The organism is Caulobacter mirabilis, assembly GCF_002749615.1.
GTDB lineage: Bacteria > Pseudomonadota > Alphaproteobacteria > Caulobacterales > Caulobacteraceae > Caulobacter > Caulobacter mirabilis.
In genome coordinates this window covers 3,480,812-3,505,219 of sequence record NZ_CP024201.1, presented here as the reverse complement: position 1 = coordinate 3,505,219, position 24,408 = coordinate 3,480,812, and the positions used below count along the sequence as shown (strand labels likewise).

Here is a 24,408-nt window from a genome sequence, read left to right as displayed (position 1 = left end):
CCACGTGGAGCGGCCGCAGGTCGCCGAGCGGGGGGCGGCTCCGACCCGAGGTTCGGGTCTGGGGCGGGTTTCCGGGCCTTGGCGGCGGACGCTGGCGGTCAGGCCGTCCGCGCGAGGGCGCTCAAGGTGGTGCGCAGTACGTCGACAGGGTCTGCCGACGGGTCGGCCAGGCGGTGATGAGAGGCGCGTTCCTGAGTGCGGAAGCGGGCCACCAGACCCGTCAGGTCGTCCGCGCCAAGCCTGAGGTTGGCGGCCGCGACGGTGGTCTGCTGCATCATCGCCGCGTTCCGCTGGATGGCCTGATCCATCTGGTTGACGGCGATGTTGACCTGGCTGAGGCCGACGGCCTGTTCCTGGGCGGACTGGGCGATGCCGGAAATGAGGGCGTCGATCTCGGTGACCTTGGCGACGATGCCGCTGAGGGCCTGTCCTGTGTCGCCGACCAGCCGGACGCCGCGCTCGACCTGTGCGGATGAGGCGGCGATCAGGGCCTTGATCTCCTTGGCGGCTTCGGCCGACCGCTGCGCCAGCCCACGGACCTCCTGAGCGACGACGGCGAAGCCCTTGCCGGCGTCGCCGGCCCGGGCCGCCTCGACGCCCGCGTTCAAAGCCAGCAGGTTGGTCTGGAAGGCGATCTCGTCGATCACGCCGATGATCTGGGTGATCTTGCCCGAACTGCGCTCGATCTCCGTCATCGCCGCGACCGCGTCGCCCATTACGACACCAGAACGCTCGGCCTGGGTTCTGGCGGCCGAGGCCGCCGACGAGGCTTCCTGGGCGTCCGATGCGCTCTGCCCGACGATCGCGGTGATGGCGTCGAGCGAGCCGGCGGCTTGTTCGAGGCTCGACGCCTGCTGCTCGGTGCGCCTGGAGAGATCTTCCGACGCTGCGGCGATCTCCTGCGAGCCGTTCTGGAGGTCCTTGGTTGAAGCCCCGATAAGGCGGACGACTTCGCAGACGCTGTCCACGGCCAGGTTGAAGTCGTCCTTGATCTGTTGATAGCGCCCGTCGAACCGTGCGGCGACCTGAGTGGTCAGGTCGCCATGAGCGAGCCGCCGAAGGCTGTCGGCGAGGGCGGCGACGACCTCGTCCTGCTCGGCCGCCGCGGCCCGGCGTTCGGCTTCGGTTCGCGTTCGCTCAAGCTCGACCTGGGTGATGTCGATGGCGAACTTGACGATCTTACAAGGGCGGCCGGCCGTGTCGAAGATCGGGTTGTAGGCGCCTTGGATCCAGATCCTGGCGCCGCCCTTGGCGATCCGCTGGAACTTGTCGGCGAGGAACTCGCCCTTGTTCAGGCGCGCCCAGAACTCCCGATACTCACGGCTCTGACTGATCTCGGGATCCACGAAGAGGCTGTGATGGCGGCCGACGACCTCGGCGGACGAATAGCCCACTGTCGAAAGGAAGTTCTCGTTGGCCGCAAGGATCACGCCATCCAGGTTGAACTCGATCATCGCCTGAGAGCGACTGATAGCGGCCACGATCGCCTGGAACTCATGCAGTTGCTCAGCAGCTCGAGTTGTCCCGCGCCGGTTGATCAGCAAGCCCATCATTACACCTTGTGGTGGTTCGCGACCTGGTAAGAGCGATCGCCAATGCGTTGTGTGCTGCAGAATCTAACCTAACCACTAGCTAACGTGGCTTCGCGTGGATCAATTTTCACGAGCAGGTTTCGTATACTGTCCTAGATTTTCGTATCTCGTCACCCTTAGGATTGATGTTTTAACTGTATAAAATCTGTAACTCGGTGGTCATAACTGTTGTTGATTTGAGCGAGGCGGACGCTTCCGTTGCGGAAGCATGCGCCGTGTGTGGCAGGCGCACAGGCAAACCTCTCGCTACAGGGGAGCGCCGTGTCGCCCGAGGTGTCTAAGCCAGGTCGTTCCCGAGTTGGGGTGACTGGTCCTGCGTCCGAGTTCAGCCAGTTGAAGCCCAGCGACGCCGCCAAGGCGCGGAGTCGTTGTTGACCAGCGAGATCAAGTCATGCGGTCCCAGCAAGCGGGCGAGCCCTGGTCGGGTCGTGGCGACCCGCCGCTCCGAAGTCTCGCTGTCATCCAGCGATCAGGTTCGAGCAGCCGCGTGCTCAATCTGCTGGCTGCGACCGATGCCGCCAAGGCGCAGGGGCGGGATCTGCATCCGAAGCTCTTCGAGACCGGTCATCTCAATCGGACGCTGATCGTCAAGCAGCGCCTTCAAGGTGACGAACAGCTGCTCTTTCTTCCGCCGCGCCGCGAAGGCACCAAGATCATCATTCCCTTCGTTGGGCGGGACCTGTCGCTCGGCGGACAGACGGTTCTCATCGGTCAGCGCGGCTGGACCGGCATCGTCGGGGACGACCGGACCGACCCCGTCGTTCAGCGCGATGTCGCGCTGCTCAAGCTGCTTGACGAGGTCCCGACCCTCGATCCGTTCCTGCTGCGCGAACACCTCCGACGTCACGGCTTCGAGGCCGACCTGGCCTACTTCTCGATCTCCCGCGGCGACGTCATGCTGATGGAGACCTATGTCGCCGAGCAGATTTCGCCGCTCATCCAACTGGCTTTCAAGGACCAGCTCAGCAAGACCAAAGGCCAGGCCGCCCGCCTGGCCCTGGCGCTGATCTCCGGCGACGCGGGCGAGCTTCTCGAGCCGCTGCGGGCGGCGCTGCAGCTGCGCGGCGGCGACTTCGGAGAGACGGTCTTCTGCTGGAAGGGCGTCCTCTACTACAAGTGGCGTCAGGGCGACGTCCTTCGGCAGGTGCGGGAAATGCAGGCCGAGATGGACGTGCTGTCCATCCGGGGGCCTCGGCCCGCCGACCTGACAGCCGCGGCTGCGGACGCCCTTCGGCGGGTGCGCTTCAAGATCAGCGACCTCTGTCGTGACGTCGACGACATGCTGCGATCCTACGACGCGGCCTTCCTGGCTCTGACCGAGAAGCGCCAGCCCGGTCCCTTTCATCACTTCATGAAGACGGCGCCCGACGTCTTCGCCCGACTTGGACGCAAGCTCGGCTCGGTCGCCCACGTGGCGAGCCAGTGGCGCTTTCGCTTTCCGCCAGCCGGGTCGCCTTCGATCACGGTGGAGGAGCTTCTGCAGCTCCTGCGGGACTTCGAAGACGACCTCGAGGGCGTCGACGGCGAGTCCGAAGAGTCTTTCCTGATCTAGAAGGCGACGACGCTGAATGCGTGAAGAGCGTATGGCGAGCGTCTCGGTGAGAGGCGGCGTTCAAGGGCGGAGCGGGGAGGTGTCGACGGAAGACGTCGATCGATACTCGGCCTGTCTCGCCGACACGTTCGGCGCCTTCACGGTGTGCAAGCACAAGTCCCGCGGACGGCTGGGCTTCAGCGGAAGCCTGAACATGATGTCCGGAGTCACCGCCTACGACATCGCCTACAGCGGCGATCAGACGATCGTCCCCGACTATCCGCACGAAGGTCACGCCGTCGTCGTCAGCCTGGACGGTTCGCTCATCATCGATGAGGGGGGGCGTCGCTACGCCGTCAACGGACAGCAGGCGGCGGCCGTCTGGTCGACCGCCGTTGAACGCGTGCAGGTCATCGGACACAGCCGGCACTACGGCGTCCATGTCGAGGCGCAGGCGGTCAACGATCGCCTGGCGCGCCTGCTCGAGCGGCCGGTCAGGCTGCCCTTCGTCTTCTCGCCCGAGCGAGAGCTGGCTTCGGTCGTCACGCCGACCTTCATCGGCCTGATCCAGACTCTCAGCAACGCGCAACTGCCTGGGGCGGCCGAGGCGGCGCTGGGGCTGACCGACAATCTCCAGACCGCCGTCGTCGACCTTCTGCTGCGCACGACGAGCCACAACCATACCGAGGCGCTCGCCAGGCCGCCGGCTCTGATCGCGCCGCGGTATGTCAAGCGGGCGATCGAGTACATGAACGCGAACCTGACCCAGGCCGTGAGCCAGGACGACATCGCCGACGCCGCCGGGGTGGGCGTGCGGGCGCTGCAATATGGCTTCCAGCGCTTCGTCGGCGCGTCGCCCATGGAGCATATGCGCGCCTTGCGGCTGGCGGGAGCCCGGCGCGACCTGGAGCGTGATCGAATCTCCTCGGTGGCGGAGATCGCGGCCAAGTGGCGATTTTCCAATCCAGGCCGGTTCGCGGCGATGTTCGCCAAGGCCTATGGAGTGGGTCCCTCAGAGTTCCGCGAAGGGTGGGATCGGACTGTCGCCTATCCGGTTTCGCGCCCATCTGGGGCGGAAAGCGACGACCGCCAGGTCCCGGCGCGATCGATGGCGCTGGCGCGGAGCGGCTCGTAGAAGGCGCCTGTTCGCTAAGGCCAGGGCCGCCGTGGAGCGGTCCGAAATCAGTGCGCCGGAGGGGGCCGAAGATCCGCCACGATCGGATAGTGATCGGAGATCACCTGCCCGTAGATGTTGTCCGTGAGGGTGGCGAACCGCAGCACGTCGATCGCCGCGTCCACGAAGATGTAGTCGATCGGCTCTCCGCGCCGCTCCAGGCTGAAGGCGTTGAAGGTGGCGCTCGGGCCGAACGCGGTCAGCGCGGAACGACGTGCGTCCTTCAACTCGAACCCGTCGGCGCGACCGCTGAGCGCCCGGTAGGGCGCGCTGTTCGGGGCGGCGTTGAGGTCGCCCAGCACGAGGATCTTCGCGTTTGGAAAGGCCTTCGTTGCGACGACCTGGCGAGCGCAGGCCTCCCGCGCCACTGGGCCGGCATGGTCGAAGTGAACGTTGCGCACGTCCCAGACCTGTCGGGTCAGGCGATCCCTCAACACCACGCGGGTGACGGTGCGGGGCAGCGCGGCGTCATAGGCCTTGCCCGGACGGTCAGGGGTCGGCGAGCACCATTGGGTGGCGGCCGACAGGCGGAAGAAGCGGGCGCGGTTGTAGAAGATCGTGGTTGTCTCGCCGCTACGACCGTCGTCCCGGCCCAGGCCATAGGACTCGTAGCCCGGTAGGGCCGAGGTCATCTGCTCGACCATGTGGGGCAGAGCCTCCTGCACGCCCAGGATATCGGGCGCCAGGAACCGGATCTGGGCGATCAGATGCGGCCGTCGCGCCGGCCAGTCAGGCCGGTCGTCCGGGTTGTCGTAGCGGATGTTGTAGCTCATCACCCGGGTGATCTCGGCAGGCGCCTGGGCGAAGGCTGTGCTTCCGCGGGCCGCGAGCAGGGCGGTCGCCAGTCTGAGCGTCAGGCGCAGCATGTCGGTCGTCTCCGGAAGGAGCCGCACGACCAGGGTCGTGCGGCTCCGCCTCAAGGTTGGCCTAGAAGGCGTAGGTCGCGTTGATCTGGAAGGTCCGGCCAACCTTGACGTAGCCGCCCTTGCGATCGTCCGAGAGGATCGTCGACCGCTCGCCGATCGTGGCCCAGTAGTTGTGCTCGTCGAGAATGTTCTCGACCGAGACGCCGAAGCGGAGGTGGTCGTTGAAGCGGTAGGTGGAGCTGAAGTTCAGCTTCGCGACCGGTTGGATGAAGTTGTGCGGACGGTTGCCGCGAACGCCGCGCAGGCGCTGGTCGGTGTAGTTGTAGTTCAGGGCGGCGGCGAACGGCCCCCGTTCGTAGTTGAGCTCCAGATTGTACATCAGGTCCGGAGCGTGCGGCAGCGGCAGCTCGTAGTAGCCCTTATAGACCCCGCCGCTCTGAATGTAGGTTTCGCCCCGGGACCGCTGCAGCGTCACATTGGCCATAACGCCCAGGCCGTCGGCCCAGTCGGGAAGGCCGCGGAAACGATAGCGGCCCATCAGCTCGACGCCGTAGACCGTGCCTTCGCCGCCGTTCTGGGTGCTGACGACCGTCACGCCCGAGGGGCTGACGACGCCGGCGCCCCAGGCGTTGTTGTTGCCCGAGGTGTTGGTCGAGCCCGACGAGAAGATCAGGTCGCTGAGTTTCTTGTAGTAGACCGCGACCGAGACCATGTCGCTGTCGTCGCCATAAAACTCGGCGGCCAGATCGAGATCGATCGACTTGACCGGCTTGAGGTTGGGGTTGGGCTCGTAGATCTCCTCGACCCGGTCCTGGGCGTCGTAGCTGATCTCCGTCGAGCCGAAGAGCTGATCGAACGCCGGGCGGCTGTAGCTCTTGCGGATCGAGGCGCGGTAGACGGTGCGCTCGTTCGGGCGGTAGGTGGCCACCAGGCTCGGCAGCAGCATCGAATAGGTTCGGTCGCTGGAGACCAGTTCCTTCCGATCCGGTTTGCCGGTCTGATAGACGTCGCGATAGTTGGACGCGCCATACTGGTTGCGCTCATAGCGCAAGCCTGGGATCACCGTCAGATCGCCGGCCTCGAAGCGACCCATGATGTAGATGGCGGTCCGCTTCTCCTCGCCCGTCGTCGTGCCGAACCTGGCGGCGTCGGCGGGAAGCCGGGCCAACGAGTAGTCGCGCGCCATCTGCTCGATACGGCCGGTGTCGAGCAGTTTCAGCGGCGCCTGGGGGAGGCCGCCCATGAAGCCGGTGACCATCTTGCCGGGGAACAGGTCGGCGAACTCGCCCCGAGTGTTGAAGGCGCCGATGGCGTCGTCGTGGACGGGGCTGTAGGGCGCGCTGAACTTGTGGCGCTTGGCGCCGGTGTCGACGACCGTGCTGCTGCGGTCGGCGGTCTCGTACTTGACGCCGGCCTTCAGCAACTTCAGGAAGCCGAAGTTGCTTTCCCAGGCGCCGTTGAACGCGAACTCGGTCTTCTCTTCCCAGGTCTTCTCATAGCCGGCCTGCACATAGTACTGCCGCAGATTGTGCAGATTGCCGATGTAGGCCGCCGCCGACGGGGTCAGCAGGGCGCGGGGGTGTTTCTCGTCGGCCGTCGCGGTGATCAGCAGCCCGTCCTTCGTCGCTGCGCCGGTCTGATCGGCCGTGCCGATGAAGGGCAGGCCGTAGAAGGCCGATTCAATGCGCAGCGGGTAGTCCTGCTCCCCCTTCGAATAGGCCAGGTGATAGTCGAACACGAAGGCGTTGAAGCGGCTCTCGCCGCCGGCGCGGACCGTGGTCAGCGTCTGGTCGGAATGTTCGGTGCGGTGATAGAGGCCGCCCATGATCCCGTAGTCTTCCCGCAGCCCGGCCGGGTTGTAGGCGCCGCCGTTGGGGTTGACCTGCCCTAGCGCGGTGGCCAGTTCGTTGCGGATGCTGGACTGGTCCATCCAGCTCTTGAGCCGATAGGCGCCGTGCGTCGCATGGACGTAGGCCTTGTGGTTCTCCCCGGCGTAGTCGAGGTTCAGCGTCAGGCCCTTCCGCTGGATGTTGTTGCGGAACGCGTTCCACTGCACGCCGCGCGCGAAGAGGTTGTCCTCGTTCTCACGCAGGGGGCCAGGAATGTTGTTGTTGTTCTTCTCGTGTTCCTTCTGGAAAGCGGTGGACTCCCCGTAGGTGTCCTTATCGGCGAAGTAGGCGTTGACGTAGACGCCGAACTGGTCGGCGTCACCGAAGCGTTCGGCGACCTCACCTTGGAAGGCGTAGCCATACGGGTCCTGGCCGCGCTCATCGGCCATCTGCGCGAATTGGCCCTGAACCAGGACCTTGCGGTACCCGTCCTTGACGTCGAACGCCGTGGCGGTCCGGAAGTCGACGATGCCGGCGATGGCGTCTCCATCCAGATCGGCGGTCGGAGCCTTGTTGATCGATACGTACTGCATCGAGAAGGGCGACAGCAGGTTCATCGAGATCGAGCGCGTGTTGGCGTCGGTCTGAGCCAGTCGCACGCCGTTCAGGCTGAAGGCGTTGTAGGAGGTGTCGAGGCCGCGGATGGAGACGTACTGCGCCTCGCCCGTGCCGGCGTGGTTGCGGGACATGTCGGCTGACGAATTGATGCCGGGGACGCGCGTGAGCAGGTCGGCGATGTTGGCCTGAGGCTGCTCGCGGAGCTCTTCGCCGGAGATCACGCTGGTGACCGAGACGGCCTCGTGCTGCAGGGTCTGGGCGCCGATGATCGCGTCACGCTTGCCGACGATCGTGACTTCCGAAACCTGGGAGGCGTCTTCGGCCCAGGCTGCGGCCGGCGTCGCCAGGACCAGGGTGAGGGCGGTCGTCGAAAGCAGGCGACCGAGCGGGACGAGGGAAGGCGAGAGGGTCATTGATGCGCTCGCGAAGGGGAAATGGGCGAGCGGGGCACTAGGTTTGGCCGACAACGGATATGTGTCGCTTGTGTGCGTTGTGTGTCTTTGGTGCGTTAATCGGACAGGGCGCGCACTATTTGGCCGGGCTGGGGCTGGAAAAGGCCCAACTCTCGAAGATCGTGTCTCGATGCGTGTGTGAATTGTGTGTTTGACGCGGGGTTGCGATGCGGCGGGAAAATCGACAGCGGGAAATCTTGAGCCGGCTCAAACCCAACGAGCCGATTTCGACCGCTCTGTTGGCCAGGGACCTGGAAGTTTCGGAGGAGACGATCCGCCGGGAACTCCGGTCCATGGAGAAGGCGGGGGCGATCCTCTGGATGCACGGCGCAGTCCGCCTGATGCCGCCGGCGTCGGAAGGGGTGTTCGCCAGCCGGATGCAGACGCGGGCGGAGGCCAAGGCCCGGATCGCCGAAGCGGCCGCGCAGCACATCTTCGACGGCGAATGCGTCTTCCTCGACGCGGGGTCGACATCCTGTTTCGTCGCCCGAGCCCTGCGTCATCACAAGCGGCTCCAGGTCGTCACCAACTCGCTGGAGGTAGCCAAGGTCCTGAACTACGAAAACGGACATCAGCTGTTTCTGGCGGGCGGCGCCTACGATCCGGAGACCGCCAGCTTCTCGGATCACACCGCCCAGCAATATCTGACGGCCTTCAGGCCCTCGCTGTCGGTGCTGACCGTCGGCAGCATCCACCCTCAGCACGGGCTCATGGACTACCGCGCCGCGGAAGCCGAGATGAGTCGCGTCGCCTACGCCATGTCCAGCCGCGTCATGCTGGTGGCGGATCATTCGAAGTTCAACCGGATCGCCCCCTTCCATACGGCCAAGCTGACAGAGGTCGATATCCTGATCACCGATCGCGAGCCGCCGACCGAGCTCGCGCCGGCGCTGGCGCATGTCAGGGTTGAGGTGGTCGGCTCTCCCGGGGAGCCGAGCTGAGCCGGCCTTCGTGCTCCGGCGGCCGGAGCGCGAATTCATCGTCCGATATGCGAAACATTCGAAAGGGGCCTCCCGCGGCGTCCTTGAACCGGCGCTGACGATGAAGCGATGTGACGTCCTCTTCCGTTGGCCTTTCCAGTTTCATCCAGAGCCCATGTCCTGCCGACGACCGACTGAGTTTCACCCGTTCGGTTGTGGTCGCAGGGCTGGAGGGCGCCGGCGGGCGTCTGCGCCTTCGAGATGGCGGGGTCGCTGGCGGAACCTGGCGACGCGCCCCATCCACGAAGGTCGTATGAAACTGAGGTTCCGGACGATATGCCCCGCGCATCGGCTCGATGCGGCCCTGGACGCCGTGGGGGCGGACAGGGCGAAGGGGGCGGCCCAGATCCAGGAACTGCTGGCCTTCTATCCGGAGGATCCGCGGCTCCACTACGCGGCCGGCGCTCTTCTGGCCGCGGAGCGGAAGTACGAGGCGGCGATGGCGGCGATGACGCGGTCGCTCGAAATTGCGCCCCACTTCTCGCAGGCGCGTTTCCAGCTGGGTTTGCTGGCGATCCGGGCGGGGGACTGTGCACGCGCGCGATCCGCCCTCGCGCCGCTGCTCGACCTTTCGCTCGACGAACCGCTGCGTCATCTGGCCGAGGGACTCGACCACCTCTTGGCGCATCGACTGGACGAGGCGGTCGAATGCCTGCGTTTCGGAATGATCGTGAACTGGTCCAAGCGCGGGCCGGATCGCGAGATTCTGTCGCTTCTCGAGGACATCGACCTCATGCGGCGATCGGATCGTGAAGATGGCGAACCGGCGGGTCGAGCGTCCAAGACCGCGTCGTCGCCGCGGCGAAACGTGCACTAGGCCGGACAGTCGTATCAGCGGCTGCGGTCCTTTCCGCCAAGGCGACGCCGGGTGCGGCCGTTGTCGGCGATGTCTTCAACGCCAGAGGAAAGTCCATGGGCAAGCTGGTCGCCTTCACAGGCCTCAACGGCGAGAGGGTGTGGGTCAATCCCAGCGTCGTGGCGCGCATCTACCCGGAGGGCGAAGGGGCGACGGTCTATCTGTCGGTTCCGGGTCTGGCGCCGGTTCTGCTCCGCGAGCCGGCGGACGTGGTCGCTGAGACGCTGAACAGGAATCTGGGCTGGCGGCGGCGGTTCTAGACCTCGATACTGTCGCGGACGGAGAGGGTGTCGAGCGAGCCGCCTCTGCGAATGGTCGATTTGCCGTCCCGTGCGCCTAGCGGCCAAGGGCGACGCGGAGGCCAGCGATCAGAAGGGCGCCGGCGACAGGCGCCCAGATAAGCCGCTCCATCGTGCTCGGGGTCGCCAGATTGAGAACGGTGCTGATCGCCAGCATGGCTACGGCGACCCAGACCAGATAGCGCGACGCCGGTTCCCATGAGGTCAGAAGGAGTCCGGCGCGGCTCAACATCACCAGCGCCATGACGCCGAGGAGGGCCGCCTGCGCCAGCGCCGCCAGCCGCAGGCCCAGGGGCAGTACGCCCTTGACGCCGCCGCCCATGGCCAGCTCCCCCCAGGGCGCGCCGAGCGCCAGCGCCACCTGGAAGGCAGCGGTCAGGACCACGAGGCCGGTGAAGATCTTCGAGGCTGTTTGAGAGGTCACAGGGGCAGCATCTCATGCGTCGGGCTTTGCGGCGACGCCGGAAGCAAGACAGACGCGGCTCAGCTCAGCCTGTTTGCGAACATTGGCTCGTTACCGAGCGCCCGTGACCTCTGCTGGCGTCCGCGGCGTCCCGGGTCTTGTGGAGAGGTCCGCTCCTAGGCGTTCGGCGGCGCCAGCCCGGCCACGAAGCGGCGTAGGATCGAGCGCTGTCGCGCCGGGGTCATGCGATCCGGCATGAGCACGCCGTGCATCCCCACGCCGTCCAGCAGGCAGACCAGGGCCTCCGCTTCCGCGTCAATGTCGAGATCGCCGGCGACCAGGCCGCCGCCCTGCAATCGTTTCATCGTCTTGGCGATGTCGGCGATCATGCCGGCATACCGTTCGCCGTGGTTCTGGACCAGCGCGGGGACGGCGTTCGAAGCCACTGCAAAGGACAGCCAGATCTTCCAGAGGGCTCGGCTCGCCGGATCGAGCGGCAGCAGCTCGGCCGCCATCGCCTCGAAGTCCTCAAGGGTGCGGATCTGGGCATGAGCCTCAAAGGCCTGCTGGATGCCGTCGCTGACGGTTTCCAGGACCAACCGCATCAGGGCTTCACGATTGGGGAAGTGGTGGGTCAGCACGCCGATCGTGCTGCCAAGCTCGGCCGCGATCGCCCGGAAGGACGCGTTCTCCAGCCCGTCGCGGGCGATGACGCGCAGGGCCGCCTGCACGACGTCGTTCCGACGCGCGAGCTGCTTTTCGGCCGGTTTGGCCACGGGCGAATCCTCTCCGCGAACAGATGGTCGATTGATTTAGGCGCGCTTGGGGTCTCGACCAAGCGTCGAAGAAAATAATAACTGTTATTCGAAATTTCTTGCATCCTTCGTCGCGCTCCGCCAGGTTGGCCGTCGTTGTCGAGGAGGCTGTGATGCGAATTGTGATCTTGGGCGGGGCAGGCGAGATGGGCCGCGTGGCGGTCGAAACCGCCGCAGGGCTGAGTTTTGTGTCCGAGATCGTGGTGGCCGACCGCAATCTCGACGGCGCCGCGGCGCTGGCCGCGCGTTTCCCGGGGCTGGCGACCGGCCTGGCGGTGGACCTATGCGATCGCGCCAACCTGATGGGGGTGATCGCTAACGCCGATGTGGTGTTCAACGCCGCGGGGCCGTTCTTCGAACTCGGCGCGCCGACCCTGGAAGCCGCGATCGAAGCCGGGGTCCACTATCTCGATATCTGCGACGACTGGGAGCCCACGCTCGAGATGCTGGAACTAGGCGAGCGGGCGCGCGCCAAAGGCGTGACGGCGGTCATCGGCATGGGCGCCAGCCCCGGCGTCACCAACCTGCTGGCGATGAAGGCGGCTCGGACGCTCGATCGCGTCGATGAATTGCTGACCGGCTGGTCCATTGACGACGTGTCGGGCGAGGACAGCAGGAAGATGCGGGCGCGACAGGAGCCTTCGGCGGCGGCCATCCACTGGATGCAGCAGCTGTCGGGACAGGTGCAGGTGTTCGAGGAAGGCCGACCGGCCATGGTCAAGCCCTTGCGGGGGCGTCGGATCGAGTTTCCCGAGTTCGGCCCGATCAACGTCTGGACCGTCGGACATCCTGAAGCCGTCACGCTGCCCCGCACGGTGCGGGGTCTGACCTTCTGCGCGAACGTCATGACCGGGTCGGACGAGGACACCTTCGCGGGGCTGAAGCTGCTGCAGGGCCTGGTCGACACGAAAGTCCTGTCGCTGCGGGAGGCCGCGCGGGAACTCGGGAAGCCTGGCGAAGCGAAGAGGACGCCGTTGAAGCGGCTGCCTGGGTTGTTCGGCTGGGCGAGCGGGCAAAGCGAGGGCCGTCCGGCCGTGGCGGCGGCCTGGCTGCGCGCCATGCCCGCCGGCGGAATGGGCGGCGCCACCAGCGTGCCGCTGACCCTGGCGCTGAATCTCTTCGCGGATCCGCAGTCGCGTCCGCCCGCCGGCGTGCTGGCGCCCGAAGAGGTGATTGATCCGGACTGGTTCTTCGATCTGCTCGCGCCCTACTGCGCCGGAGACTTCGCCGACGGCGCCGAACTGGTCGGGAGCGGAAGCATCTTCACCGGAAACGCGTGGTGAACGCCCCCGGCTTGGAGGTTGTCGCGCGCAGCGGCCTCGGAACCCTGGCCAAGGCGGGACGTCTTCACGTCCTGACCCTGGAAGGGGAGCCTTACGATCTGGGCTTCCAGCATGGCGAACTGTTGAAACGCCAAATCGCTGAGGGGTGCGCGCCGGTATTCGGGGCGAAGGACGGTTTCGACGGCCTCTTCGCTCACCTCACGCTGGATGAGGCGAAGGCCGCGCGAGGCTTGGTCGACGGACTGTACGTCTCGCTGGTCGACGGGCTGGACGAAGCCTTGAAGGCGGAACTGTCAGGGCTGGCCGACGGGGCGGAGATTCCGTTCGCGGTGTTGTCGCGGGCGACATTTCGGTCCGAGATTCTGCAGATCCTGGCCGCTTTCGAGGCCGTCGCGGGCGCCCCCGGCGAATGCACGGCGCTGGTCGCGCTCGCCGGGCGGACCCAGGCCGGGCGGCTGTTGCACGCCAAGAACCAGGACTATGACGGCGCGGGTCTGTGGGACGCGGCGCCGACGGTGACGCTGGTGCGGACGCCGGGCGCGCTGCCTCACGTTCGTGTCGGCGCGGCGGGGCTTCTGAAGGCCAGCTTCGGCATGAACGCCGCGGGTCTGAGCGTCGGCGGGCATCTCCTGTTCTCACGCCACGCCCACCCCGTCGGCGCCGGTTTCACGGCTCTTGAACACCGACTGTTGCGAGGGGGCCAGGATATCGAGGCCGCCAGGCGGATGCTGGAGAGCGGCGAGCGCTGGGGCGCCTTCGCCTTCGTCCTGGGCGACGGCGATCGGGATCAGGCGCTCGTCCTGGAATGCGATAGTCAGGGCGTGTTCGCGCGAGCGCCCATCGAAGGCATGGCCGCCTGTGCGAACCACTTCTCAGGGGCCGCGGAGGGGCGCGACCTGCTATTGGCGGGGGGGCAGGCGCGCGGTTCCCTCGCGCGCCTGCAACGTGCGTTGCGCGCCGGCGAAGAGCCGGAGCTCACGCCTGATGCGATGGCGCGGATGCTCGCCGATCGTTTCGATCCCTGCTGCGGCGTCGTGCGGTCCCTGGGGCAAACCATCGCCGGCCCGCTGACGGTGATGTCCGCCGTGGCCGAGCCGGCTTCGCGGCGGTTGTGGGTCAGCCAGGCTGAGGCGCCGACCTGTGACGGCCCGTATGTGGGCTTCGATTTCACGGCCGCGTTCGATGGCGGGGACATCCGCCTGGTCGACTCCCTGGAAGCGGGGGTGTTCTCACTGGGCGCGCAGCGGGCGGCGCTTCGCGTCAGCCTGTCGGCGCGCCGGACACTGGAAGCCGAGGGCGTGGCCTCGGCGCTTCCGGAATTGGAGAAGGCCGTCGCGCACGATCCCGCAGACGCCGCTCACCGGCGTATCCTTGGGCGGGCGTTACTGAAGCTCGAACGGTTTGCGGATGCCCTGGCGGTCCTGGAGCTCGCGAGCGCCGTTCCGCAGTCGGCCAACGAGCGCGCCGAGACCGCCTATCTGGCGGCGATCGCTCTCGATGGACTTGGGCGGCGGAGCGAGGCGGCCGCGAAGCTTGAAGGGGTGCTGGCGGCAGGCTCCGACGTTGATCCGCTGACGGCCCTGAATCCCAGGCTGGCGGTTTTGGCGCGTCGTCACCTCGAGATCCCCTTCGATCAGGAACATGCGCGCCGCCTGCCGATGGGTTTCACACTGCACAGCGGGGTCGAATAGCCGACGCCCTGGCGCGGTATTGGCGTGCTCAATAAAGATAATAACAAATATTATGAAATGGCCGACGAAAAGGGCGGCCGAAGAACAACAGGCATGTGGGGAGGAAGACATGTCGCGACGGATGAAGGTGAACCTGAAGGCCTCGACGATCATGAGCGTGATGTTGGCGGCGATGGTCCCGGGCGGAACCGCCTGGGCGCAGACGGCGATGGTGGACGAGATCATCGTCACCGCGCAGCGCAAGGAGGAGCGGTTGAGCGATGTGCCGATCGCGGTCACAGCGCTGAGCCAGGACCAGTTGGACGCGCGCCAGCTCGACGCGCCTCGGGACCTGCAGATCATGGTTCCGAACCTGACTTACACCGACACCAACTATGGCGGGGCGAACTTCGCGATCCGCGGCATTGGACGCTCGGTGATCGGCGACGGCGCGGATTCCGGCGTGGCGCTGCACGTCAACGGCGCCTTCATCCAGGGCGACACCAGCGGCGGCGAGTTCTTCGACCTCGATCGGGTGGAAGTGCTGCGCGGTCCGCAAGGCACGCTGTTCGGCCGCAACGCCACCGGCGGGGCGATCAACATCGTGACCACTCGGCCTGGGCCGGATCAGAGCGCCGCGTTGGAACTAGGCGTCGCCTCGTTTGGCGGGCGCTCGGCCGAAGGCATGCTCAACCTGCCGCTCGGGGAGAAGGCCGCAACGCGCCTGGCCTTCAGGATCAACCACGAGGACGGCTGGGTCGACAACCTGACCACCGGCTCGAAGATCAACGGCGGCGATCTGGTCGCCATCCGCAGCAGCTGGTGGTTTGAGCTCGGCTCCGACACGCACATCGAGTTGATCGCCGGCTATAGCCGGGCGCGCGGCGACTCGATGAACGCCAACAAGCGCCTCTGCCACCGGGATCCGGTCGGCGCCATGGGTTGCCTGTCGGATCGCCTGGGGTTCGAAACGCCCAACTTCGCCGCAACCCTGACCGGGATGCTCGCCTACGAGGACACGTCGTTCCGGCCCGGCGTGCAGTCGATCATCCCCCGCGGAACCGATCCGTTCGTCGACGCCCCCACGCCCGCGAACTACCGCCAGGTGGCGATGGACTTCGATCCGCGAGGCGATAGCAAGTCGGTCAACGTCACCCTCGGTCTGCATCATCAGCTCGGCGACCTGCAGTTCGACCTGCTCAGCAACTATCGCAATGCTCGCGGCGGCTACCTCGTCGATGGAGACTTCTCGACCGCCTCCGGCCGTTTCTCGCCGACGGCGCTTTTCCCCGATGGAGTCATTCCGGTCAGCGCGCCGGACCCCAAGAACCAGGGGAGCATCGGCGGCGCGATCCTCGGCGCCTTCGACCGGCCTTATGGACTGGAGGAAGGCCGGTCGCGCAGCACCCAGTGGCTGCACGAGGCGCGACTGACCTCGGACTTCGACGGCCGGGTCAACTTCCTCGCGGGGCTCTTCTACCTGAACTACAAGAGTCGGGAGGACTTCTACTCCGTCTCCAACGTCCTCGACGCGACGGCTGTTCTGCTGGGCGGGGCGACGCCGCCGTTCTTTCGGTTGGAGACCCCGGTCAGCGACCTGTCGTCCTATGCCGTCTTCGGCGAGGTCTACGTCAAGCTGACAAACGACGTGAAACTGACCGGCGGGGTTCGCTGGACCCAGGACCGCAAGGCCCAGGTCAACCGCAATGTGTTGTTCGAGGAGACAGCCTATGTCTCCAACACCTCGCACACCGAGGCCTGGACCGGCCGCGTCGGTCTGGACTGGAAGCCGGCGGACCAGACGCTGATCTACGGCTTCTACTCGCGCGGCTACAAGGGCGGCGGCTTCAATCCGAATGGCCCTGATGTCGGCGTTGCGGCCTGGTTCGAACCGGAGTTCGTCGACGCCTTCGAGGTCGGGATCAAGACGGTGGCGGCCGACCGCCTCAGCCTCAGCCTCAACGCCTTCCACTACGACTACGACGGCTTGCAGATCTCCAAGAGCCTGGGCCGCACCATCCTCAACGAGAACGTCGACGCCAGGATCTGGGGCCTGGAGGCCGAGGGCCTGCTGGACCTCGACCACGGCTGGCAGATGGATTTCTCGGCTTCGAAACTGCACAGCGAGGTCGGCGACACCTTCAGCATCGATCCGCGCGATCCGACCGGCGGGCTGCCGGGTTTCGTGGTGATCAAGGACAACGACTCCTCGTCGCCCACTCTAGGCGGCAACTGCATCGCCACGACCGAGCAGGCCGCCAGGCTGCCCGGCGGGCGGCCGTTCGCCAGCTGCTCCAGCCCGCGGCTGAACTTCTCGCCCGGCAATCCTGTCAGTTTGAAGGGACGCGAACTGCCAAACTCACCGGACTGGACCGTCCGGCTCGGGGTGCAGAAGTCGGGGTCCATCGGGCCGGCCACCTACTTGGCGCGCCTGGACTACAGCGTGCGCTCAGCCTTCTGGGGGCGGATCTTCAACGACGACCCCGTCGATCGGATCGAAGGATGGCAGGTGCTGAACGCCTTCCTGGAGGTCCGACCGACCTCGGGCGCTCTCTACCTGCGCGTCGCGGTCAGCAACCTCTTGGACGCCGACAATGTCACCGGCCACTACCTGACTGACCCGATGAACGGGCTGGCGACAAACGTCTTCACCCTCCGGCCGCGAGAGGTCTCTCTCGCCGCCGGCGTCAAGTTCTAACGGCGCGGGCGCGGGGCGGCCCTGTCCGTTGTCGCGCCCAAGCCCTTTCAGGCGTTCCCCGTGTCCTCCCTTTCGCCCACCCGTTCCGGACGGCTGCCGACGCGATCGCTGATCGCCTACAGCCTGATGACCCTGCCGCTGGCCTCGGCCGGCCTGCCGATCGCGCTCTATCTGGCGCCGATCTACACCGATCGCGTCGGGCTGGACCTGGCAGGCGTCGGCCTAGCGTTGATGGCGGCCCGGGTCGTCAACATCGGCGTCGACATGCTGGTCGGTTGGCTGAGCGATCGCGACGGCGTCGCCGGTCTGCGCCGCAAGCCCTGGATCGCGCTCGGGACGCCGGTGATGATGCTGGCGTCCTGGCGGCTGTTCATGCCGCCGGACGATGCAAGCCTGGCCTATCTCTTCGGCTGGGCGCTGACCTTCTATGTCGGCTGGTCGCTGATCACCGTGCCCTACGGCGCCTGGGGGGCCGAGCTTTCCGACGACTACCACGAACGGTCGCGCATCGTGGGTTACCGCGAAGGCATGACCGTGGTCGGCCTGCTGATGGCGGTGACCGCGCCGGTTCTCGTCAGCAGCGGTCTTCGCGGCGATCGCATCGCGGCGATGACGGCGGACGTCCAGGCCTTCACCTGGCTGACATTCCTGCTCCTGCCGATCACTGCCGCAATCCTCCTGCTCGCCGTGAAGGAGCGGGCGACAACCTCCGCCCCGCTCATCCGCCGTCGGGGGGCGGGCCTGCTGGCCAACGGGCCGTTTCTGGTGCTGCTGGCCGCCGGCGTGGTCTCGGCGCTGGGCACGGGGATCAACCAGACGACGACGCTCGCCTTCTACACCTACCGCGCGCGCCTGGCGGAAACCGCGGACGTGATGATCTTCGTCTTCTTCATCGCGGCCCTGGTCGGGGCGCCGTTCTGGGTCTGGCTGGGCGCCCGGCTCGGCAAGCACCGGGCTTTGGCGGCGGCGGCGGGCTGGAACGCGCTCTTCCTGGGGATCATGCCGTTCATTCCGGCCGGAAATGTCGCGGCCTACACCGGCCTGCAGCTGGCGACGGGCCTGGCCTACGCCGGACCTCTGATCCTCGGCGCCTCGATGGCGGCCGACGTGATCGACCTCGACTGGCTGAAGGGCGGCGTCCAGCGCGGCGCCTTGTTCATCGCCGTCTGGGGCGTGGGGCAGAAACTCTCCGAGGCGGTCGGCGTGGGGATCGCGCTGCCCGCGCTGAAGGCGCTCGGCTTCTCGCCTGAGCACGCCCTGACCGCCGAGGCCCAGAACGCCCTGCTGCTGATCAGCGTCGGCGCGCCGATGGTCCTGGCCCTCTGCAGTGTTCCCCTGATCTGGCTCTATCCCATCGACGCGCGGGCCCAGCGCCGGATCAGCGCGGTCATCGCGCGCCGGTCGGGCCGCCATCCCGCGGCCGTAGAGACTTCCCCCAGCAAACAACCCATCCAGGAGACGGTCGGATGACCGAACGATACGTCACGCACTGTGTGATCGGAGCAGGCTTCCAGGGGCTGCCCATCGTCAAGAAGCTGCGAGAGCTGGGCGAGGCGGTCGTCTGCCTCGACCGCAATCCCGACGTGGGCGGCATCTGGCACACCGGCGCCTATGAAACCGCGCATATCATCTCGTCGAAATACTCGACGGGGTTCACGGACTTCCCGATGCCGGCCGACTACCCGGACTTCCCCTCGAAATCAGAGATGCAGCGCTACTTCCGCAGCTACGCCGAGACCTTCGACCTGTTGCCGGCGATCCGCTTCGAAACCGGGGTCGCCCGCGTCGCGCCGATGGAGGCCGACGCCGACGGCGCGCTCTGGCGGGTCGAGACGACCGGCGGTGATGCCTACCGCTGCCGGACCGTGACCATCGCCGGCGGGCATCACAACGATCCCAACGTCGCCCACTATCCGGGCGAGTGGACGGGCGAGGCGATGACCTCGAACCGATATCGCTCGCCGCGCCAGTTCACGGGCAAGCGCGTGCTGGTCGTCGGCGCGGGGAACACCGCCTGCGACGCGGCCGTCGACGCGTCGCACCATGGCGTCAGCGCGGACATTTCGGTTCGGCACGGCGTGCATTTCTTCCCGAGAACCTTCGCGGGGCGGCCGCTGGACACCCTGCTGCAGGCCTTCCCGCTGGGGGGCGAGTGGATGGACAGGGCCGTCGCCTGGGTGGTGAACACCCTGGCGGTGGGCGATCCGGTGCGCTGGGGCCTGCCGCGACCGACCCACGGCATCCTGGACAGCCACCCGGTTATCAACACGGAGCTGCTGCGGCGGATCCGGCTGGGCGAGATCGGCGTGCGGCCCGAGATCGCGCGCTTCGACGGTGGTTCGGTGGTCTTCGCCGACGGATCGCGCAAGAGCTACGACTTGATCTTCTGGGCTATCGGCTATCGGATCACCCTGCCGATGCTTCGCGAAGCAGACGGTCTGATCGACTGGCGGGACGATCTGCCTCTGCTGTTCCTGATGATGATGAGCCCCAAACGGAGAGGGCTGTTCATCGCCGGCCTGGGCCAGGCGCGTACGGGCGGCGGTCCATTGTTCCAGGATGCCGGCTACATGTCGGCGCGCATGGCGGCCTTCGACGCCCGAGACCGCGATGGCGTGATGAGCCGCCTGGCGGCTCATCACGCCATACGTTTCGCTCAACGCTGGCGGGGCCTGCGGCTGGTCGAGAAGGCCGACACCAAGTCGCGCAGCCTGCGTGAGCATCGTTCCGCTCTGATCGGCCTCGGGCGTCTGCTCGACTCGATCGGCGCGCCCGATGCGCCGTCGCGGCGCGGCGTCAGCAATGCGCGTTCCGATCTGGCGACCTCGTCGTCGCTCTGGACCGCCGCGGCGTGACCGGGCCGGCCGCCAGTCTGACGCAGGTCGGGAGCCTCGCCCTGGCGTGGCGCGCGCACGGTTGCCGGTCGGATGCGGCGCCCGTCGTCCTGATCCATGGCCTTGGCCAGACCCTGGCGGACTGGCCGGACACCTTGATCGACGGGCTGGTCGCCGGCGGTCGGCGGGTGCTGCGCTTCGACAACCGCGACGTCGGACGATCAAGCCGGCTCGACTCCCATGGGGCGCCGCCGCTGATCCGCCTATGGCTGGCGGCGGCGCTGCGCCTGCCGCCGTTGGCGCGACCGCCTTATCCGCTCGTGGACATGGCGACGGATGCGATCGGTCTGTTGGATGCGCTCGGCGTCAGGTCGGCCCATCTGGTCGGAGTCTCGATGGGTGGAATGATCGCCCAGCGCATCGCCTGCCTCCAGCCGGACCGGGTCGCCTCGCTCGTCCTGGTGATGTCGTCGTCCGGGGCCCCGGGGTTGCCGGGACCCGCCCGGGAGGTCAGCGAGGCGATGTCCGGTGGCGGAAGCTCTCCGGATCTTCGGTCCGCGACCGCGCGAGCCCTGCGGTTCCGGCGCTTGCTGGCCGGAGAGCTCACGGCCGCCGACGTCGTCGAGCTGGAGGAACGGGTGGAGCGCTCAAGCGCCTACGGATGGCCGGAAGGGGCCGGCCCAGCCCGACAGTACGCCGCGATCCTGGCCGACCGCGACCGATACAAGCGGCTCGTCGAGATCAAGGCGCCGACGCTGGTCATCCATGGCGCGCGCGATCCCTTGCTGCCGCCGGCTCACGGCGCGGACATCGCGGCGCGGATACCGCATGCGCGCCTGATCGTTGACCCGATGTTTGGGCATGAGATCTCAAGCCGCGACGGGACCAGGCTGGCCGATCAGATTCTCCGCCATGCGGCTCAGGCGGAGGCAGGCGCCGTGTCCGTCCAACGGCGAGGGGCGGCGCCGGCCGTCGCCGGGACGCCTAACCGGCCGGCGTGACCAGATCCGCCGCGACCGCCCGTATCGCGCGGATCAGGGCGCTGCGGCGGCGGTCCCGCTGGCACACGAGATACCCCCGCAGCGGCTGCTCCCGCACCTGTCCCGACAAGGGCCGATATGCGATGCGCGGATCCGGCGGACATTCCGAGGAGAAGAAGACGCTGACGCCGAGTCCGAGACAGACCGCTTCGCGAATGGTCTCGCGGCTCTGCAGCTCCAGGGTCTCTCGCACCTCGATCTGGGCCGCGTCCAAAGCCTGTTCCGTGAAGGCGCGGGTCTTGGAGGTGGGCTCCCGGATCAGCAGGGTCTCGTCGGCCAGCCGTTCGATCGGGATCGCCGTCAGCGCCGTAAGCGGGTGATCAACGGGCAGGGCCACCCGGAGATAGTCGGTGTAGAGCGGATCGTAGGTGAACTGACCATCGGCCGGCGGATCGCTGGCGACCGCGACATCGATCTCCGCGGCGCTGAGCCAGCGCATCGTGTCGCGGGCGTTGCCCATCCGCACCTGCACCTGGGCGCCGGGATTGCGCGCGCGAAAGCCGGCTACGATCCGCGCCACCTGCGGCGGGCAGTCGCTGCCGATCCGCAGGGAGCCGCCGGTGAGGCTGACGGCTTCGCCGAGCATGTCGTCGACGTCGGCCGCGGCCGCGAAGAGGCGCTCGGTCAAGGCGAACAGGTCGCGGCCCGCGTCCGTCAGCTTCAGCGGTGATCGTCGGCTTTCGAACAGGCCGACCCCATGCCGTTCTTCGAGGGCCTTCAACTGCTGCGACAGGGTGGGCTGGGCGACATTCAGGCGGCGCGCGGCGCGCGTCACCCCGCCCTCCAGGGCGATCGCGTGGAAGGCGCGCAGATGCTGATAGTTGGCGGCCATGACGGAAGGCTTCCCTAGCCGCGGCGCATGACGAGGCCGTGACGGTCGGGCCGCGAGAGGCGCGCCGGACATAGGCCGGACCTATGCCCCCCATTCAACCAAACGCTTGGCTTCGCGGCCGCCGGGCGCCCCATGAAGCGCCCGCCGAGACGGGAAGGCGTTCCCGCTCACCAGAGACCCGGGGAACATCGATGAAGATTCAACTCAAGGCGCTGCTGAGCTGCGGCGCGGCCGCGATCGCGCTGGCCGCCGGCCAGGCTTGGGCCGCCGATGACGTCGCCGAGGAGGCCGAGACCGTCGAGGCCGTGGTGATCACCGCCGCGCCCGTCGCGCGCGGCAACACGATCGTGACGGCCGACGCCATCGCTGCGCAGCCGGCGGCGATGAACATCATCAACGCCATTCAGGATGTGCCGGGCGTGGCCATCCGCGGCTCGGACGCCTTCAATGCCGATCCGTGGACCTACGGCGTCAACATCCGCGGCTTCGACATCAATCTGCGCTCCTCGAAGATCGGTCAGACGATCGACGGCATGCCGGCCTACAACGCCTCCTACTACCTGGGCGGCGCGCCGGCCCAGAAGTATCTGATGAGCGAGAACGTCGAGCGCATCCAGATCGACCAGGGCACCACCGGCGTCGGCTCGGCCTCGGCCTCGGCGCTCGGCGGCACCATCGCCTACATCACCCGCGATCCGAAGGAAGAGGCCGGCGGTCTGGTCGCGATCACCTTTGGCGACAACGAAGCGCGCCGCTACGCCGGCGTCTACGACACCGGCCGCGTCCTGGGCGACACCACCCGCGCCTATGTGGGCCTGGCGCGCTTCACCGCCTGCCGCTGGGTCTACGGCTGCAGCGACGGCAGCGGCTTCGACGAGTGGCATGTCGAGGCGAAGTCCGTCACCGAGCTCGACAAGCTCACCATCACCGCCCGCATCTCGTACGACGACGCCGTCGATGATCCGTTGATCGAGGCTTCACGGTCGTTCCTGGACGGCACGACGGCGGGCGACGCCTCGGTCCCGGCCTGGACCTCGACCCCGGCGGGCGTGAACGAGAACTGGGCGCACGCCTGGTCGGCGCATCGCGAGAACACCCTGGCCTACGTCAAGTTCGACTACGCCCTCAGCGACGCGGTGCAGTTCGAAGTCGCGCCCTACTTCCATCACCAGAAGGGGCAGGGCGACTGGGCGCCGCCGTACCAACAGATCGCCATCGGCCCCGATGGCGTCCGCACCATCGCCGGCGGCACCGCGGCCGGCTCCAGCCGCAAGCGCGCCTACTACGGCTGGACCGACGCCTCGGGCCGTCAGCGGGCGGTGGTGCAGGGTCTCGACTACACCGACGTCGACGGGACCCGGATCACCTCGTCGCTCTGCTACGGCGCCGGCGGCGCGGTTTCCGCCTCGTGCGTCCCGCTGCAGACCTACCGCACCAGCCTCTACAGCCACGACCGCTACGGCTTCACCTCCAAGGCCAGGTTCGAGTTCGGCCAGCACCGGGTCGAGGCCGGCGTCTGGTACGAGAAGCTGGATCGCGACTTCGGTCGGGCCTGGCGCCAGATCGTCGACGTCCGCAAGGGCCCCGACTACTACACCGCGCCCCAGCTCATCGACTTCATGCAGCATTTCTCCACCGACCAGTGGAAGCTCTATGTCGAGGACGTCTGGACCCTGGGCGACCTGACCCTGACCGGCGGCCTCCAGAAGTACCTGATCGAGATCGACGGCGAGACCGAAGGCTGGGACGCCTACGGCAAGTCGACGGCGCCGCTGCGGACCAGCCTGAACGCCGACTCCGACGTGCTGTTCAGCCTGAGCGCGCTCTATCGGGTGAACGAGAACTTGCAGGTCTTCGGCGGCTTCTCGCAGAACTACGGCGCGGCGGGCGACTGGGCGCTGGAGAAGACCCAGACCGACACCAGCAAGCTGAAATCGTCGGTGGCCGACGACTTCGAGGCCGGCCTGCGCTTCCACGGTCGCCGGTTCTCGGCCCAGGTGACCGCGTATTACATCAACTACAAGAACGCGATCACCTTCTACTCGGCCGACTTCATCACCGGCGGACCGAGCGGCAGCAACGGCGGCATCAACTACACCGCCGGCACCTCGGGCGCCTACGCCAACACCGGCAAGGGCATCGAGAGCAAGGGCGTCGAGGCCAGCTTCGTCTATGACCTGAGCGAGGCCTTCAAGCTGAGCGGGGCGCTGACCCTGAACGACTCCACCTATCAGGAGGCCTTCACCGGCGGCACGGCCAACGCCGGCTCCGTCAAGCCGGTGGCCAAGGGCAACGAGGTTCCGGGCGCGCCGACCACCCTGGTCTCCCTGGGGCTCGACTATCGTCGCGACAACTTCCGGGCCGGGGTCCGCGCGAAGCACACCGGCAAGACGGCCGGCGACGCTCCGAACACGCCCAGCCTCTATCTGCCGGCCTACACGATCGTCGACCTGTCGGCCGGCTATCGTCTGCCGCTGGAGAACGGGCGGGCCGTCGACTTCCAGGTCAACGTCACCAACCTGCTGGATGAAGGCTACATCGGCGGGATGCTGGACGAGTTCACCCAGCGCTACACCCGCGGCGCTCCGCGCACCGTTTCGGCCGGCTTGAGCTTCAGCTTCTAGGCCGATCGCGGC

Annotated in this window: 18 protein-coding genes; 12 read left to right on the top strand and 6 right to left on the bottom strand. The window is 67.2% G+C overall.

Annotation, left to right across the window (positions count from 1 at the left end; all coding sequences use genetic code 11):
• Positions 1 to 98: 98 nt before the first annotated feature.
• Positions 99 to 1,550: a methyl-accepting chemotaxis protein gene (locus CSW64_RS16650; protein WP_099624306.1), complete on the bottom strand. Its 1,452-nt coding sequence runs from the start codon at positions 1,548 to 1,550 to the stop codon at positions 99 to 101.
• A 529-nt stretch (positions 1,551 to 2,079) separates the two neighbouring features.
• On the opposite strand from CSW64_RS16650, the gene CSW64_RS16645 reads away from it, so the two are divergent.
• Positions 2,080 to 3,144, top strand: coding sequence for a hypothetical protein (locus tag CSW64_RS16645; RefSeq protein WP_099623155.1), 1,065 nt, complete (start codon positions 2,080 to 2,082; stop codon positions 3,142 to 3,144).
• Positions 3,145 to 3,223: 79 nt separating this feature from the next.
• Positions 3,224 to 4,258 carry an AraC family transcriptional regulator gene (locus tag CSW64_RS16640; RefSeq protein ID WP_172448607.1) on the top strand — a complete coding sequence of 345 codons (1,035 nt, stop codon included), beginning with the start codon at positions 3,224 to 3,226 and terminating at the stop codon, positions 4,256 to 4,258.
• Positions 4,259 to 4,305: 47 nt separating this feature from the next.
• Here CSW64_RS16640 and CSW64_RS16635 read toward each other — a convergent pair whose 3' ends face one another.
• Positions 4,306 to 5,163, bottom strand: coding sequence for an endonuclease/exonuclease/phosphatase family protein (locus CSW64_RS16635; RefSeq protein ID WP_099623153.1), 858 nt, complete (start codon positions 5,161 to 5,163; stop codon positions 4,306 to 4,308).
• Positions 5,164 to 5,224: 61 nt separating this feature from the next.
• Complete coding sequence (locus tag CSW64_RS16630) at positions 5,225 to 8,023, bottom strand: TonB-dependent receptor (RefSeq protein ID WP_099623152.1); 2,799 nt, start codon at positions 8,021 to 8,023, stop codon at positions 5,225 to 5,227.
• Between the two features lie 206 nt (positions 8,024 to 8,229).
• On the opposite strand from CSW64_RS16630, the gene CSW64_RS16625 reads away from it, so the two are divergent.
• The 3 genes from CSW64_RS16625 (at position 8,230) to CSW64_RS22100 (ending at position 10,158) form a co-directional block, all read left to right on the top strand.
• Positions 8,230 to 9,003, top strand: a complete 774-nt coding sequence (locus CSW64_RS16625) for a DeoR/GlpR family DNA-binding transcription regulator (protein ID WP_099623151.1) — start codon at positions 8,230 to 8,232, stop codon at positions 9,001 to 9,003.
• Between the two features lie 352 nt (positions 9,004 to 9,355).
• Entirely contained in the window at positions 9,356 to 9,859 is a 504-nt protein-coding gene (locus CSW64_RS22105) for a tetratricopeptide repeat protein (protein WP_172448606.1), read from the top strand.
• Between the two features lie 95 nt (positions 9,860 to 9,954).
• Positions 9,955 to 10,158, top strand: a complete 204-nt coding sequence (locus tag CSW64_RS22100; RefSeq protein ID WP_172448605.1) for a hypothetical protein — start codon at positions 9,955 to 9,957, stop codon at positions 10,156 to 10,158.
• A 76-nt stretch (positions 10,159 to 10,234) separates the two neighbouring features.
• Here the strand turns inward: CSW64_RS22100 and CSW64_RS16615 are convergent, their stop codons facing one another.
• Positions 10,235 to 10,621, bottom strand: coding sequence for a hypothetical protein (locus CSW64_RS16615; protein ID WP_216361194.1), 387 nt, complete (start codon positions 10,619 to 10,621; stop codon positions 10,235 to 10,237).
• Between the two features lie 155 nt (positions 10,622 to 10,776).
• Positions 10,777 to 11,376, bottom strand: a complete 600-nt coding sequence (locus CSW64_RS16610) for a TetR/AcrR family transcriptional regulator (RefSeq protein ID WP_099623149.1) — start codon at positions 11,374 to 11,376, stop codon at positions 10,777 to 10,779.
• A gap of 152 nt (positions 11,377 to 11,528) precedes the next feature.
• On the opposite strand from CSW64_RS16610, the gene CSW64_RS16605 reads away from it, so the two are divergent.
• The 6 genes from CSW64_RS16605 to CSW64_RS16580 all read left to right on the top strand — a co-directional run bounded on the left by CSW64_RS16605 (position 11,529) and on the right by CSW64_RS16580 (position 20,901).
• Positions 11,529 to 12,698: a saccharopine dehydrogenase family protein gene (locus tag CSW64_RS16605; RefSeq protein ID WP_099623148.1), complete on the top strand. Its 1,170-nt coding sequence runs from the start codon at positions 11,529 to 11,531 to the stop codon at positions 12,696 to 12,698.
• Positions 12,695 to 14,389 (top strand): C45 family peptidase, encoded by a 1,695-nt coding sequence (locus tag CSW64_RS16600; protein ID WP_172448604.1) that lies wholly within the window; start codon positions 12,695 to 12,697, stop codon positions 14,387 to 14,389. The genes CSW64_RS16605 and CSW64_RS16600 overlap by 4 nt, the downstream gene beginning before the upstream one ends.
• A gap of 109 nt (positions 14,390 to 14,498) precedes the next feature.
• Entirely contained in the window at positions 14,499 to 17,066 is a 2,568-nt protein-coding gene (locus CSW64_RS16595) for a TonB-dependent receptor (protein ID WP_172448603.1), read from the top strand.
• Positions 17,067 to 17,126: 60 nt separating this feature from the next.
• On the top strand, positions 17,127 to 18,536 hold the full coding sequence (locus CSW64_RS16590; protein WP_099623145.1) for an MFS transporter: 1,410 nt from the start codon (positions 17,127 to 17,129) through the stop codon (positions 18,534 to 18,536).
• Positions 18,533 to 19,921, top strand: a complete 1,389-nt coding sequence (locus tag CSW64_RS16585) for a flavin-containing monooxygenase (protein ID WP_099623144.1) — start codon at positions 18,533 to 18,535, stop codon at positions 19,919 to 19,921. The genes CSW64_RS16590 and CSW64_RS16585 overlap by 4 nt, the downstream gene beginning before the upstream one ends.
• Positions 19,918 to 20,901, top strand: coding sequence for an alpha/beta hydrolase (locus tag CSW64_RS16580; RefSeq protein ID WP_172448602.1), 984 nt, complete (start codon positions 19,918 to 19,920; stop codon positions 20,899 to 20,901). Before CSW64_RS16585 ends, CSW64_RS16580 begins: the two co-directional genes overlap by 4 nt.
• On the opposite strand, the gene CSW64_RS16575 is transcribed toward CSW64_RS16580, so the two are convergent.
• Positions 20,885 to 21,772 carry a LysR substrate-binding domain-containing protein gene (locus CSW64_RS16575; protein WP_099623142.1) on the bottom strand — a complete coding sequence of 296 codons (888 nt, stop codon included), beginning with the start codon at positions 21,770 to 21,772 and terminating at the stop codon, positions 20,885 to 20,887. The genes CSW64_RS16580 and CSW64_RS16575 overlap by 17 nt on opposite strands.
• Positions 21,773 to 21,963: 191 nt before the next feature.
• On the opposite strand from CSW64_RS16575, the gene CSW64_RS16570 reads away from it, so the two are divergent.
• On the top strand, positions 21,964 to 24,396 hold the full coding sequence (locus tag CSW64_RS16570) for a TonB-dependent receptor domain-containing protein (protein ID WP_172448601.1): 2,433 nt from the start codon (positions 21,964 to 21,966) through the stop codon (positions 24,394 to 24,396).
• Positions 24,397 to 24,408: the final 12 nt, after the last annotated feature.